Consider the following 13817-nt stretch of genomic DNA (forward strand, 5'->3'; position numbering starts at 1 on the left):
CGCCAAGCATCACTGATAACGATAACGTAAGTTAGCGCCAGTGCGTATGATACAAATTCTACACCGTTTTGCTTTTAATGTGTAATTGAAAAGGCAAACGTTAACTTACCCGCTTACACTGTCATCTGAGCAACGAACGGTATAGGCACAGGAGAACCCGCTTTTATGGCAACCATTAAAGACGTAGCGAAACGCGCCGGCGTTTCAACGACGACGGTATCCCACGTCATCAATAAAACCCGTTTTGTTGCGGAAGATACTAAAACTGCCGTCTGGGCCGCCATAAAAGAACTCAGCTATTCGCCCAGCGCCGTCGCCCGCAGCCTGAAGGTTAACAGTACTAAAACGCTGGGGCTGTTGGCGACCAGCAGCGGTTCGCCCTACTTCGCCGAAGTCATTCAGGCCGTAGAGTCGGCCTGTTATAAAAAGGGCTATACGCTTATCCTTTGCAATACTCAAAACGATCTTGAAAAACAGCAGGCCTATCTGGCCATGCTGGCGCAAAAGCGCGTAGACGGCCTTTTAGTAATGTGTTCTGAGTATCATCCCCCCCTGCTTGAACTACTAAACGACTATCAGCATATTCCCATGATGGTGATGGACTGGGGTAAACACAGCGACTTTACCGACAATATCGAAGATAACGGCTTCCACGGCGGGTATCTGGCCGCACGCTATTTGATAGACCGAGGCCATCGAGATATCGCCACCATTACCGGCCAGCTAAATGAATTTACCGGACGGGAGCGACATAGCGGTTTCCTGCACGCGCTGAAAGAGGCCAACATCGACATCCCCGATGAGTGGATTGTTGAGGCGGACTTCCAGCCGCAGGAAGGGTATGACGGTATGATGAAGCTGTTAAAAGCCCAAAAGCGCCCAACGGCGCTATTTTGCGGTGGAGACGTCATCGCCATGGGTGCGCTGTGCGCCGCTGGCGAAATGGGGTTACGGGTTCCCGACGATATCTCCGTCATCGGTTACGACGACATTCGCAATACGCGTTTTTACAACCCGCCCTTGACGACGATTCAACAGCCAAAAGAAAACCTGGCGGAGATGGCGCTGGACATGCTGCTCGATCGCATAATCAACAAGCGCGAAACCTACCACTCGATTGAACTGCACCCCGAGCTGGTTGAGCGCAATTCCGTTGCCGATGGTCCCTATCTGAAGAAATAGTCCGCAGGCCCGCCTCTCTGGCGGGCTTTTCGTTTGCCCCTCCGCCATTCTCTTCCTATAGTTAAACCTGAGAAGCAGTCAGGTTCAGGACGCCCTTTTACCGCATCGGATGTAATAACAGGCGCTAAAGCGCCGCCGATGCCAACACGGTGATAGTCCTATGAGGTTAGTTAAGCGTACAGCAACCATTAGTTTATTCGTCGCGCTGATGACGGGCTGTTCTCTGTTGCCCGGCGTTCGGATGAATAATCTGGAATACAGCGTTACTCCCAAAGCTAACGAAGGAGAGCCAATCCTTGTCGACTTTGTTGCCGTTGAAGGTGGCAGGTTAACCGCTCAATTGGAACACTATACGTCTGAACAATGGTTTAAAGAAAAAAGCGACCTTCTGAAAAAAAACGCCAAGGGACTCATCGTCTGGCCAATCGTTGTTCGGCCCGGAACGTCGGTAACGCTTAGAAACGTTCCCCTTTACGGTAAACCCGCAGATAACGTATTTCTGTTCGCCAACTATAAAAGCAAAGGAGCCCATCGCCTTGAGCTTGAGCGTTCACGTCTGATTAAGCTGGAGTTTCGCGACGGCGACGTATACGCGGTTAATTGATTTATCTCTTCATCCCCAAGGCCTCCATTCTACGAGGCCTTCTCTTTGTTTTTCATCCCTATATTTCGATTTTCGAAAAATCATTATTCGCAAATTGGCGATTCTCTTTATTGTCAAAAGTAATTATATTCAAGTCAATTGTAACCAAATATTATTATTTTCATATTTAAAAACATCCAGCAACAACCAATTACAAAGAGTCACTCAAATATCTTGAGAAAGATTGAATAGATAAGACGGATTTACGTTCAAGTAACTGGAGAATGTTATGAAATTTAAATATGCGTTAACCTCCCTTGCGCTGTCGGCAGCTTTATTATCAGCTTTGCCCTCTACGGCACTGGCTATTGGTGGAGCGAGCGGAGCAAAGCTGGACTATCAGGTTCAAGGTCAAATAGGCGAAGTCGTCATGAACCCATACGATATTGCGCCACTGACGGCAATTATCCGCAACGGCGGTTACGTACTAAGAGACGCATCGGTTCGTATTGTGCCTAAGGCGAACGGTCAGGAAATCAAATATCAGGTAAACAATAAATACCTTCTGACCTACGGTGGGATCCCCGTTTTCGGCCTTTATCCCGATTACGTCAACACGATTGAAGTTGAATATATCCGCCTCTACGGCGAAAAAAGTGAAAAAATTAAAGAAAGCTACACCGTCTATGCTCCTCCTGCCTATACGGAATCAGCTGGAACCAAAGAGGAACAGGCTTCATTTTTCACCGTAAACGTTAAAAAAGTCGCCCCTGAATTTAAAGACCGACTCTATCTGCTCAACAATCTACAGGACAAGTCAGGAAACGGCACCCGCACCGTATGGAATAACCCCGTTGGCGGCGCGCTTGAGTGGAATTTCTACCCTGTCAACGCCATTATCGACACTTCCGGCGATATCCGCTGGTATATGTTCGCCAATCCTATTTACGATCTGAAATCTATCTATAAAGCCGGCGTAATGATGGGCTTTAAGCAAAACGACGACGGTGCGCTAAGCTGGGGCTACGGCCAGCGCTACGTGAAGTATGACATCATGGGAAGAGAAATCTTTAATCGCCGGTTGCCCGACAACTACAACGACTTCTCCCACTCGATGGATAACGCCGCCAACGGCCATTACTTCCTGCGCGTAGCCAGCTCCAACCATAAGCGCGCCGACGGTAAGAACGTTCGCACCGTGCGCGACGTGATTGCCGAAGTCGATCAAAACGGCGTAGTGGTGGACGAATGGCGGCTGTTTGACATCCTTGACCCCTATCGCGACGTTGTGATGAAAACCCTCGATCAGGGCGCCGTTTGCCTGAATATCGATGCAAGCCAGGCCGGCCATACCTTAAGCGCGGAAGATCTGGCCGCATTGGACTCCTCTGACAAGTTCGGTGATATTGTCGGCAGCGGGCCGGGCCGCAACTGGGCTCACGTCAACAGCGTTGACTATGACAGCGAAGACGACTCCATTATCATTAGCTCCCGCCACCAGAGCGCCATTATAAAGATTGGCCGCGACAAGAAGGTGAAATGGATCCTCAGCGCGCCCGAAGGATGGAAAGCGCCCTTTGATTCAGCCGTGTTGACCCCCGTTGACGCCAAGGGGCAGAAAATCAAATGTGAAAACAGCGTCTGTGAAGGCGGCTTCGACTGGACCTGGACTCAGCATACGGCCTTTAAAATCGACAGCATGAGTAAAGGCGACTCCATCTACGTTTCCGCCTTTGACAACGGTGACGGACGCGGCATGGAACAGCCTGCGATGCCCAGCATGAAGTACAGCCGAGCGGTCATTTATAAGATTGACCAAAAGAATAAAACGGTACAGCAGGTGTGGGAATACGGTAAAGAACGCGGCAATGAGTGGTTCAGCCCCGTCACTTCAATCACCGAATACCAGCAGGATAAAAACTCCGTTTTCGTCTACTCGGCAACCGCTGGCGGCTCGTTTGACCTTGCCGTTGGCGCCTTCACCAGCCTGCCTAATCCCTATATTGAAGAGTTCAAGTGGGGAGAAACCGAACCTTCCGTTGAAATTCAGCTACACGGAACGCGGGGCTATCAGGCAATGCCGTTTAGCCTGACAAAAGCCTTTAGCAAATAGAGCCTAAGCGCATAAAAAAGCCCGAACGTCTGTTCGGGCTTTCCATTTTTATTCAACGTTACTTGTAACTACCGGCCCGCAGGGCCTCAATACGCTTATCCAACGGCGGGTGGGACATAAACAGCTCGCTGAAGGTCTTCGCCTTACCGTTAATACAAAACGCCATCATGCTGGATTCTTCCTGCGGCTCATAGCTGGTCTTTAGCCGCTGTAGCGCCGCAATCATCTTCTCGCGGCCAACCAGGTTAGCCGAACCGGCGTCCGCCTTGAACTCACGGTGGCGAGAGAACCACATGGTAATGATGCTGGCCAGAATGCCAAACACCAGCTCAAGCACCATGGAAACGGCGAAGTAGACCATCGTATTCCCCGAAGAGGAGCTCTCTCCGTCTCGGTTCATAAAGCCCGACGCCACCTGAGCGATAAGGCGAGAAGCGAATATAACGAAGGTGTTCACAACGCCCTGAATCAGCGTCATTGTGACCATGTCACCGTTAGCGATATGGCTAATTTCGTGGGCCAGCACGGCTTCCGCTTCGTCCCGGCTCATGTTCTGCAGCAGCCCGGAACTTACGGCTACCAGAGAAGCGTCTCTGCGCGCGCCGGTCGCAAAGGCGTTAATGTCGGGAGCGTGATAAATGGCAACCTGAGGCATCGCAATGCCGACCTGCTCAGACTGGCGTCTAACCGTCTCAACCAGCCACCGCTCCACTTCATTGCTCGGCTGGTCAATGACCTGACCGCCGACGGTGCGCAACGCCATCCATTTTGACATCATCAGCGAAACCAACGCGCCGCCAAAGCCAAACAGGCCGGCCATAATCATCAGCCCCTGTACGCTGCGGCCCTGAATGCCCGTCAGGCTCAGGATAATGCCGAAAATAAACATAACCGCGAGGTTTGTTAGTAAAAAGAGCGCGATACGCATCATAGGTTTATTGCTTCCTCAAAGAAGTAAAAAAATGTTTCTTACCCATAGATCTTATGGGCTCTGAAGCAAATTTCAAGCGCCAACGCGCGCCACTTAACAATTCGGTCATAACTTTACAATAGTCTACATTTTTCATCACAGGCTTTAACAGCCGGGACAAAAAAGGCGCCCGAAGGCGCCTGTAATAACCGATAACTCGATCGGACTATTTTTTCACTGCCGCCGCGTTGGCTTTTTCCAGTGACGCCAGATCCAAGGCGATTTGAACCGTCTCATCCAGATAAGGATCGGGCTCTTTATAGTCCTTAGGCAGGTCTTCCAGCGACTTCAGCTTTTTCTTGCCTTCGTGAGTCAGGCGTTCGTTGATGCGCGTCAGGCGAGTAGCATCCTCTTCTGCGCTATCCTTCTCACGCTTGGCCAGATTCAGAGAAATCGAGCCACGCTTGTCCTTATTGGCCTTATAGCGAGCGAGATCCTGCATGATGTACTGGAACTCGGGATTCGTAGCAATGCGCGCATCGTGATCCTTAATCAAGGTCGGTACATACTGAGCCTCGTTACCCTGCATCGTATAGGCGGCTTTAGCTACGCTATCCCACGGCAGTGCGTTATCTTCGAAGCTCTCCCCGGTTTCAGCGGGATCGACGCCGGTGGGCATCACGATATCTGGCGTTACGCCCTTACGCTGGGTGCTTCCGCCGTTAATACGATAGAACTTTTGAATCGTATACTGAACCGAGCCCAGGTCCGGCCAGTCAGGGCGAAGCATCTGATCGTAAATCCGGTTCAGCGCGCGATGCTGCTGCACGGTGCCCTTGCCGAACGTCGGTTCGCCGACAATCAGCGCACGGCCATAGTCCTGCATTGCGGCAGCGAAAATTTCCGACGCGGAAGCGCTGAAGCGATCGACCAACACCACCAGCGGCCCTTTATAATAAACGATGCCGTCGGTATCGCTGTCCTCACGGACCTTGCCATTATTATCGCGAACCTGAACGACAGGACCGCTGGGAATGAACAGCCCGGAAAGAGAAACCGCTTCAGTCAAGGCGCCGCCGCCGTTGCCGCGCAGGTCGATAATAATGCTGTCAACGTTCTGATGCGTCAGCTTTTGCAGCTGAGTCTTAACGTCTTCAGTCAGGCCGACGTAGAACCCGGGAATATCCAGTACGCCAACTTTTTTCTTGCCTACCGTTTTCAGCGTCATTTTAACCGCGCGATCTTCAAGACGAATTCGCTCTCGGGTGATAGTGACAACCTTAGTCTTAGCGCCCTTTCCTGCCGGTAAAATCTCCAGGCGAACCTTACTGCCCTTGGGCCCTTTGATCAGCGCGACAACGTCGTCCAGACGCCAGCCGATGACGTCAACAATAGGTTTGTCCTGTTGGCCTACGCCGACAATCTTATCGCCAACGGCAATCGCTTTACTTTTGGCCGCCGGCCCGCCGGGCACCAGCGAGTTAATCTGGGTGTAGTCGTCTTCCATCATCAGTACGGCGCCAATCCCTTCAAGAGACAGGCTCATCTCTGTATTGAACTGTTCCGTATTGCGAGGGGAAAGATAGCTGGTATGGGGATCGATTTCCCGAGCGAAAGCGTTCATGAAGGTTTGGAAAACGTCTTCACTCTTGGCCTGCGTCAGCCGCTTAATAGCGGACTGATAGCGCTTGGTCAAAATTTCTTTAATTTCAGGCCATTTTTTGCCGGTAAGCGTCAGGTTCAGCGCGTCGTATTTGACCTTTTGGTTCCAAAGCTTATCCAGCTCGGCTTCACTAGTAGGCCACGGAGCCTTGCTGCGATCGACCTCAATGGCGTCATCGCCATCAAACGTCATCGGCTTATCCAGCAGCGACAGCGCGTAATTCAAGCGTTCAAGGCGACGTTTCTGAGCATAGTTATAAAGCGCATAGGCGGTATCAAGCTGGCCCGACTTCAGCTCGTCATCCAGCGACTTTTTCTTATCGGCAAACTTTTCAATATCCGATGCCAAAAGCACGTTGTGGCTAAAGTCCAACATGTTCAGATAGCGATCGAAGATCTTCTCTGAAAAAGCGTCGTCGAGCGTAAACTGACGATAGTGTGAACGCGTAAAACGAGCGGTCACGCGCTCACTCACCGCCGCATGCTGGACTTCCTGCTGGAGATCCGGAATTTGCTCAATGCGGAAAGTCGCCTCTTTCGCATAACTTAATCCTGCTAGAAATAAGCTTGCAATGGCCGTTAGTCGGACTAAGTTATTCATGCGTTGGCTGACCTCTACCTCAGAACTGTAAGTGTTCGGCGCGAACTAACATAGCTAACCCGGAAGCCAGCTGAACGCGTACGCCGTCTTTCGCGATTTCAAGAACGGTTGCATCCATGGCGCTCTTACCGGCAAGAACCTGCACCGGCTGACCGATTTTCAATAAACCGATATCGCCGACGGGCGTTGTGCGCGGCTGTGGCTTGGCGGGAGCCTTCGGCTGAGGGGCGCGGGGCGCGGCAGGCTTTGCCTCTGCGCCTTTCTTCACCGCAGGGCGAGAACGACGTACCGGAGCATCGCTTTTTTCTTTGCCTTCTTTTTCTTTGCGCTGTGCCGCGCGCTGAGCCTGAACGCGCGCTTTAGCCTCTTCCAGCTGCTTGCGCGCATGCTCCACGTGCTGAGCTTCCAATGCGCCGCAGTCCGTACCGTCCAGATCGACGCGCTGAGCGTCGGCCTTCAGACCGTGTAGATAGCGCCAGCTGGAAGTGTACAGGCGTAGAGCGGTACGCAGTTGGGTTTTACTAAACAGCGTTTCTTCCGGCAGACGGGCTATCACGTCTTGGAAAATGCCGATCTTAAGCGGCCGAGCCTCACCTTCAAGCGTAAAACAACGCGGGAATTTCTCAGCCAGATAGGCAATAACTTCTTTACTACTGTTCAACTTGGGTTGATTTTCCATGAAATTTCCTGATGACAACAAACTAGCCCGAACATGCAGGCGCAAATCAGGCGCCATTATAATCGCAGTGCGGGTAAAAGCCACGCTCTCCGCACTTCAAGTTTAACTACACCACAACAAATCGCCATTTAACATTGAGACAAATGCCGTGAAAGGCATCGGACTATCCCCTTCAGCCCTTCTTCATCTTCGCCGTCAAAACGACTAAATACGGTACTGTCTATATCCAGTACGCCAATCAGCGCGTCGCCGCAGTACAGCGGCAACACAATCTCCGCATTGCTTGCGCTATCGCAGGCAATGTGGCCTTCAAACTGATGAACGTTGTCTACTCGTTGAATACGCGCAGTTAGCACTGCCGTGCCGCATACGCCCTTTCCGACCGGAATTCTGGTACAGGCAACCTTTCCTTGAAAAGGCCCCAGAACCAGTTCTGGGCCGTTTAGTAAATAAAAACCGACCCAGTTGACCTCGTCCAGACGTTCAAACAGCAGAGCGCTGGCGTTTGCCAGCGAGGCTATTCGATCGGGTTCGCCGCTTAGCAACGAAGCGAGCGTATTTTCCAACTCGGTATAGAACGCTTTTTTATTCATTTTATCAATAGATACCGCTAAATATACCGCACCCTGTTATCGATCTTTAGACTCACGTCAACCGCCGGCCAGCTTTACTTTGAAACCTTTACATTCTAGCAAGACTTTTAGCTCATCGCGCTTATCGCCTTGAATTTCAATCTGCCCCGTTTTTACCGCACCGCCGCACCCGCACTTTTTCTTCAATTCAGCGGCCAGCTTTTGCAGTTGGTCATCATCCAGATCCAAGCCGGTAATGATGCAAACGCCCTTTCCCTTCCGGCCGCTAGTTTGGCGCTGAATGCGCACAACGCCATCGCCCTTGGGGCGCTCCGCCGTCTCTTCCTGCGGCTTAATGCGCCCCGTGTCTGTACTATAAACTAAGCGGCTGTCGCTCATAGCGGCCTCAGACTGGTCAAAATATCGCGAAGCGCCCGAGCCGGATCGGCAGATTGGGTAATTGGGCGCCCGATAACCATATAGTCGACGCCGGCGGCCATCGCCTGCGGCGGCGTCATTACGCGACGCTGATCGCCAAGCTCGCTACCGACGGGGCGAATGCCCGGCGTCACTAGCTTAAACGATGAGCCGAGCAGCGATTTTAAGTGTGTAGCCTCATGGGCTGAGCATACGACGCCGTCAAGGCCGTTATCTTTGGCTAGACGGGCCAATCGCTCCGCGTGATCTTGTAGAGAACCCTGAATGCCGATTGCTTTCAGCTCGCTTTCTTCCATGCTGGTAAGCACCGTTACGGCGATAAGGGCTGGCGCATCGCTTCCATACGGCAACAGCGCGCTTTTAGCCGCTTCCAACATTCTCGCTCCGCCGCAGGCGTGTACGTCAACCATCCATACGCCCAGCTCGGCGGCGGCAGAGACGCTTCTGGCGACCGTATTGGGAATATCGTGAAACTTTAAGTCAAGGAAAACGTCAAATTCACGCTGCTGCAGCGAGCGAACCAGCTCAGGCCCGCACAGGGAAAACATCTCTTTTCCTATTTTTAAACGACAGTCCGCCGGGTCAATTTTATCGACCAGCTCAAGAGCTTCGCGCTGAGTGTCAAAATCCAGCGCAACAATAACGGGAGAAGTCGACGTCGACATAGTGTTTTCCTGTTCTCTTCTTTTCGGTTAAATCAGTTTGTTTTTACATCAATAGACTGCATTATTGGCCGTCCAAACCGCGGATCGGCTTTACCGTCGACCAGGCCTTACACGACGGGCAGTGCCAGTAAAGCGAGTTGGCGGTCAGTCCGCACTTTTCACAGCAATAGCGCGGGCGAGAACGGATCTGTTCGCCCACCATTTCCTGTAACACTATCAGGCTCTCTTTTGCGCGCCCTTCTTCCGCTTCCGCCAGCTGATAATTCATCAGGCGATAAAAGCCCCGCATCGTCGGGTGAATTTGAAGCTGATGGTTGACGTACGCCTGAGCGGCGTCTCGCCCCTCGCGCAGTTCCAGCATATCCGCCAGCATAAGCTCTGCGGCTGACCCCGTTTGCTCCGCCACGCAGCGCTTAAGATAGGCGACCCAGAGGTCTTGCTGCCCCAGACGCTGATAGCATTCGTAGAGCATAGGCAGGGTTTCGCTGACGAAGTCTTTATCCTGCTCGATAACTTTTTCCAGCTCGACTATTGCTTTAGCGTCGTCGCTGCGGGCGATCCAAATCCGGCCGGACATAATCGATACGCGGGCGCAGTTTTTATCGGCCGCAGAAGCCTTTTTCAAAAGCCCCATCGCCTTATCCAGATCGTCGGATCCCATCGCCTGCAGCGCGAGCTCGCAGTAAAAGTGGGCAATCTCGACTCGGTATGCGTCTTTGCCGGCCTTTACCAGCTTTTCGGCCACGTCGATAGCCTGCTGCCAGTCACTGGTCGTTTGGTAAATAGTTAAAAGCTGCTTTAACGCCGGTAGGCGAAAGTCCTCTTCGTCGACTAACTGGGAAAACATGCGTTCAGCCCGATCGTATAAACCGGCCGCCATGTAGTCCCAGCCTAGCTGCTGCGTAGCCAAAAGCCGCTGCTCAAACGACAGTGAGGCGCTTTCGATTAACGATTGGTGAATTCGGATGGCTCGGTCAACCTCGCCCCGGGAGCGAAACAGGTTGCCTAAAGTAAGATGAGCTTCAAAGGCGCCGCTGTCTTCCTTCAGCATGTCGACAAACAGATCGACGGCCTTGTCCTGCTGGTTAGAAAGCAGGAAGTTTACGCCGTCCACATAGCCGCGAGACAGCTTATTCGCTTCCTGCTGGCGCTCCTGCTGTATGCCCCTACGCCCCATATACCAGCCATAGGCTGCGGCCACGGGCAATAACAAAAACAGCAGTTCAAGCATACAGCGCTATTCCTTTTCGGCGATCTGCTGCATAACGGGAGCGGCTTCAACGGGCGCCGTCGTCTCGTTTTGTAAGCGCTTGATCTGGCGCATCGCACGTCCAAGACGTAAGCGTAAACGCAAATAGAATATGCCTGTGACCAGCCAGCCGAGAATAAAGCCTCCGCCGAACAAAACGGCCAACAGCGTAGATAGCGCGTAGTCGCCCTTCGCAATCAAAAAGTTGAAAGTTACAACCTGCTCGTTGTGGGCTCCCAACGTGACGGCGATAACCAGAATAACGACGGCGATTAATCCAATCAGTAAATATTTCACATTGCTATCCAAAACATAGAGATAAACGGATGAATTATACCAAGAATGCTTGGCCGTGTCCTTTAACTTAGCATTTCTGCGCGCTGAACGAAAAATGCGCGCAGCACAGGAGCCTGATTTTCACTGATATTGCTTTAAAATACTAGGCCGTATCCCTTATTTATGCACGATGCCGACGCAAAACGTCGGCGATTTTCAACGGTGCATTATTCATCCCGCCGGGCCTTAGCAAATATCTTCCGCTCGGCGACCCAGCAGGCGCTCAACGCCAGCAGGCCGCTTAATAACGTTGAAACAATTAAGTCTATAGGCCAGTGCATCCCCAACAGGAGCCGACTTCCCGCAACGGAAACGGCCCACGCCATCAAAACGCCGGCGTCTAGATAGCGGCGACGCGGCAGCAGCAAACCGATGCCCATCAGCGCCCAAGAAGCCGTAAACAGCGTGTGCCCAGAGGGAAATGAATATCCTGTTTCTCTTTGCCAATGGTCGGACAGCCACAGGGGCACTCTCGCCTCTTGGCCTAGCCGTTGTTCAATCATTTTCGCTCGCGCTTTTCGACCCTGCTCGTAAAAGGCGCGATCGTCAATATGGTACTCATTCTCCATCCAGAGCACATAAGGCCTTGGTTCTGCTACCGTTTCTTTAACCACGGATTTTATCGCCTGTCCTCCTACGATAACCGCAGCCAGCAGCGCAACGACGGCAATTGCCTGACGCCCGGGCAAAGACAGTCGCCATATAAACCAAACCGCAAGAATAACGCTGGTTATCGCCCCCCAAGGCGAACTGGCCGTCTCTGTGAGCCAAAATAAAGGAAGGAGAAATGCGTTTCCCTCTCCCGGATACCAGCGCCAGCCGACGCAAAGCGTCGCCAGCGGTAAAATCAGTAAAAGCAAAACGCCAACGGCAAGGCGCCCGGTCAAACGGCTCAGCATACAACAACGTCTTCCTGTACTTATAACGGCTGACTATAATTCCATAAAAATGTCCGAAACGATAAAACTATCGCGCATTATTTATTAACTAACTGGCAACAATGCGCCGTAATTGGTTTATAATATGGCGTTTCATGCCGTAGTGACGCATCCGTCAATCTAAGCGCAAACAGCAAAAGCAGAGTCAATCGTCATTGGAGAACATCATGCAGTTAAAGAAAGTGGCTGAAGCCAAACTACCGACCCCTTGGGGAGACTTTCTGATGGTCGGGTTTGAAGAGTTGGCCACCGGGCATGACCACGTTGCGCTAGTGTTTGGCGACATCAGCGATGATAATCCCGTATTGGCGCGTATTCATTCCGAGTGTCTGACGGGGGATGCGCTGTTCAGCCTTCGCTGCGACTGTGGCTTCCAGCTTGAAGCCGCTATGCAGCACATTGCTGAAGAAGGCCGAGGCATACTGCTCTACCATCGTCAGGAAGGCCGTAATATTGGCCTTTTGAATAAAATTCGCGCCTATGCGCTTCAGGACAAGGGTGCAGACACCGTTGAGGCTAACCATCAGTTGGGTTTTGCTGCGGACGAGCGTGACTTTACGCTGTGCGCTGACATGTTCAAGCTGCTAGACGTCAGCTCTGTCAGGCTGTTGACCAATAATCCAAAGAAAGTTGAAATTATGACTCAGGCCGGCATCAACATCGTTGAACGCGTTCCATTACTGGTAGGACGTAACCCTAAAAACGAAAAGTATCTTGACACTAAGGCCGCAAAAATGGGCCACCTGCTGTCCAAATAGTCCGTATTACCTCCTCGCCAGACGCGCTTTGCATCCGGCGAGGAGTCTGAAGAGCCCGCTACCGAACCGGCAGTTCGATATCGCTAAACAGCGCCTCTACCTCTTCCGGCGATCTTAATGCGACAGCTTTATCCACGATGTCTCTGGTTAAATGGGGGGCAAATCCCTCGATAAAGCTGTACATATAGCTACGCAGGAACGTCGTGCGGCGAAAGCCTATCTTAGTCGTGCTCGGAGCAAAGATATGGCTGGCGTCGATCGCTACCAGGTCGGGATCTTCCAATGCGTCCACCGCCATATTCGCCAACACCCCAACCCCCAGTCCTAGCCGCACATAGGTTTTAATCACATCAGCATCCGTTGCGGTAAACACGATTTTCGGCGTCAGCCCTGCGCGATTAAAAGCGATGTCCAGCTCAGAACGCCCGGTAAAACCGAAGGTATAGGTCACCAGCGGATATGAAGCCAATTCCTCAATAGGAATATGCGACTTTGAAGCAAGCGGATGATCGTCTTTTACGACGATGGCGCGGTTCCAGTGATAGCAAGGCAGCATGACGAGATCTTCATACAGGTGCAGCGCTTCCGTCGCAATAGCGAAATCCGCGTTGCCCTTTGATACCGCTTCGGCTATCTGGGTCGGCGATCCTTGATGCATGTGCAAAGAAACTTTGGGATAGCGATCGATAAAGGCCTTAATCGCCTTAGGCAGCGCATAGCGAGCCTGAGTGTGCGTAGTGGCGACATACAGCGACCCGCGATCGGGATAGGTATGTTCACCAGCGACGGACTTGATAGCGTCAATCTTGGACAGTATCTCCCGCGCGATGCGTACAACTTCCTGCCCGGCAGGCGTCACTTCCGTTAGGTGTTTACCGCTGCGAGTAAAGACCTGAATGCCAAGCTCATCTTCCAGCATTCTTACCTGCTTACTGATCCCCGGTTGAGAGGTATAAAGCCGCTCCGCGGTAGATGAGACATTCAGGTTATGATTGACCACTTCAACGATATAGCGAAGTTGCTGCAGTTTCATACGTTACACCACTACTCAATAACTATCATGGTTAATATAAAATCGCATCCGTGCTGTTTATCGCGCCAAGCCGTGAGCTACCTTCAACTACGCAACCC

The 13817-nt window shown here is 52.0% G+C and carries 14 protein-coding genes; 4 read left to right on the forward strand and 10 right to left on the reverse strand.

The features are described from left to right. Positions 1-165 precede the first annotated feature (165 nt). From purR to V8L73_RS10470, 3 genes are all read left to right on the forward strand, one after another. Positions 166-1182 (forward strand): HTH-type transcriptional repressor PurR, encoded by a 1017-nt coding sequence (gene purR, locus V8L73_RS10460; RefSeq protein ID WP_347252945.1) that lies wholly within the window; start codon positions 166-168, stop codon positions 1180-1182. Between the two features lie 160 nt (positions 1183-1342). After that, the gene (locus V8L73_RS10465; protein WP_051155532.1) at positions 1343-1786 is read left to right on the forward strand and encodes a hypothetical protein; all 444 of its coding nucleotides are present in this window, start codon (positions 1343-1345) and stop codon (positions 1784-1786) included. A 268-nt stretch (positions 1787-2054) separates the two neighbouring features. Beyond that, positions 2055-3878: an aryl-sulfate sulfotransferase gene (locus V8L73_RS10470; protein ID WP_347252946.1), complete on the forward strand. Its 1824-nt coding sequence runs from the start codon at positions 2055-2057 to the stop codon at positions 3876-3878. Positions 3879-3936: 58 nt separating this feature from the next. Here V8L73_RS10470 and htpX read toward each other — a convergent pair whose 3' ends face one another. The 9 genes from htpX to pgpB all read right to left on the reverse strand — a co-directional run bounded on the left by htpX (position 3937) and on the right by pgpB (position 11889). Beyond that, positions 3937-4809 (reverse strand): protease HtpX, encoded by an 873-nt coding sequence (htpX, locus tag V8L73_RS10475; RefSeq protein WP_347252947.1) that lies wholly within the window; start codon positions 4807-4809, stop codon positions 3937-3939. Positions 4810-5014: 205 nt separating this feature from the next. Next, positions 5015-7051, reverse strand: coding sequence for a carboxy terminal-processing peptidase (prc, locus tag V8L73_RS10480; protein ID WP_036023059.1), 2037 nt, complete (start codon positions 7049-7051; stop codon positions 5015-5017). Between the two features lie 19 nt (positions 7052-7070). Next, the gene (gene proQ / locus V8L73_RS10485; RefSeq protein WP_261830884.1) at positions 7071-7730 is read right to left on the reverse strand and encodes an RNA chaperone ProQ; all 660 of its coding nucleotides are present in this window, start codon (positions 7728-7730) and stop codon (positions 7071-7073) included. A 128-nt stretch (positions 7731-7858) separates the two neighbouring features. Next, positions 7859-8323, reverse strand: a complete 465-nt coding sequence (locus V8L73_RS10490; RefSeq protein WP_347252948.1) for a GAF domain-containing protein — start codon at positions 8321-8323, stop codon at positions 7859-7861. 57 nt (positions 8324-8380) lie between these two features. Continuing rightward, positions 8381-8701, reverse strand: a complete 321-nt coding sequence (yciH, locus tag V8L73_RS10495; RefSeq protein WP_027273077.1) for a stress response translation initiation inhibitor YciH — start codon at positions 8699-8701, stop codon at positions 8381-8383. Then, a complete protein-coding gene (gene pyrF, locus V8L73_RS10500; protein WP_347252949.1) occupies positions 8698-9405 on the reverse strand; it encodes an orotidine-5'-phosphate decarboxylase in 708 nt (235 codons plus the stop codon). Before pyrF ends, yciH begins: the two co-directional genes overlap by 4 nt. 61 nt (positions 9406-9466) lie before the next feature. Further along, complete coding sequence (gene lapB / locus V8L73_RS10505) at positions 9467-10636, reverse strand: lipopolysaccharide assembly protein LapB (protein WP_027273075.1); 1170 nt, start codon at positions 10634-10636, stop codon at positions 9467-9469. Between the two features lie 6 nt (positions 10637-10642). Beyond that, positions 10643-10951 (reverse strand): LapA family protein, encoded by a 309-nt coding sequence (locus V8L73_RS10510; RefSeq protein ID WP_027273074.1) that lies wholly within the window; start codon positions 10949-10951, stop codon positions 10643-10645. A 206-nt stretch (positions 10952-11157) separates the two neighbouring features. Next, the gene (gene pgpB, locus V8L73_RS10515) at positions 11158-11889 is read right to left on the reverse strand and encodes a phosphatidylglycerophosphatase B (RefSeq protein ID WP_261830882.1); all 732 of its coding nucleotides are present in this window, start codon (positions 11887-11889) and stop codon (positions 11158-11160) included. Between the two features lie 206 nt (positions 11890-12095). On the opposite strand from pgpB, the gene ribA reads away from it, so the two are divergent. Further along, positions 12096-12686, forward strand: a complete 591-nt coding sequence (gene ribA / locus V8L73_RS10520; RefSeq protein ID WP_347252950.1) for a GTP cyclohydrolase II — start codon at positions 12096-12098, stop codon at positions 12684-12686. Between the two features lie 58 nt (positions 12687-12744). Here ribA and cysB read toward each other — a convergent pair whose 3' ends face one another. Further along, a complete protein-coding gene (cysB, locus tag V8L73_RS10525; RefSeq protein WP_027273072.1) occupies positions 12745-13719 on the reverse strand; it encodes an HTH-type transcriptional regulator CysB in 975 nt (324 codons plus the stop codon). Positions 13720-13817 lie beyond the last annotated feature (98 nt).

The organism is Leminorella grimontii, assembly GCF_039789245.1.
GTDB classification, from domain to species: Bacteria; Pseudomonadota; Gammaproteobacteria; order Enterobacterales; family Enterobacteriaceae; genus Leminorella; species Leminorella grimontii.

Bases quoted from the DNA above. Each gene is read 5' to 3' on its own strand.
- cysB (WP_027273072.1), bottom strand. From the start codon at position 13,719: ATGAAACTGCAGCAACTTCGCTATATCGTTGAAGTGGTCAATCATAAC.
- yciH (WP_027273077.1), bottom strand. From the start codon at position 8,701: ATGAGCGACAGCCGCTTAGTTTATAGTACAGACACGGGGCGCATTAAG.
- V8L73_RS10470 (WP_347252946.1), top strand. From the start codon at position 2,055: ATGAAATTTAAATATGCGTTAACCTCCCTTGCGCTGTCGGCAGCTTTA.
- lapB (WP_027273075.1), bottom strand. From the start codon at position 10,636: ATGCTTGAACTGCTGTTTTTGTTATTGCCCGTGGCCGCAGCCTATGGC.
- ribA (WP_347252950.1), top strand. From the start codon at position 12,096: ATGCAGTTAAAGAAAGTGGCTGAAGCCAAACTACCGACCCCTTGGGGA.
- htpX (WP_347252947.1), bottom strand. From the start codon at position 4,809: ATGATGCGTATCGCGCTCTTTTTACTAACAAACCTCGCGGTTATGTTT.
- pgpB (WP_261830882.1), bottom strand. From the start codon at position 11,889: ATGCTGAGCCGTTTGACCGGGCGCCTTGCCGTTGGCGTTTTGCTTTTA.
- V8L73_RS10465 (WP_051155532.1), top strand. From the start codon at position 1,343: ATGAGGTTAGTTAAGCGTACAGCAACCATTAGTTTATTCGTCGCGCTG.
- proQ (WP_261830884.1), bottom strand. From the start codon at position 7,730: ATGGAAAATCAACCCAAGTTGAACAGTAGTAAAGAAGTTATTGCCTAT.
- V8L73_RS10490 (WP_347252948.1), bottom strand. From the start codon at position 8,323: ATGAATAAAAAAGCGTTCTATACCGAGTTGGAAAATACGCTCGCTTCG.
- pyrF (WP_347252949.1), bottom strand. From the start codon at position 9,405: ATGTCGACGTCGACTTCTCCCGTTATTGTTGCGCTGGATTTTGACACT.
- prc (WP_036023059.1), bottom strand. From the start codon at position 7,051: ATGAATAACTTAGTCCGACTAACGGCCATTGCAAGCTTATTTCTAGCA.
- purR (WP_347252945.1), top strand. From the start codon at position 166: ATGGCAACCATTAAAGACGTAGCGAAACGCGCCGGCGTTTCAACGACG.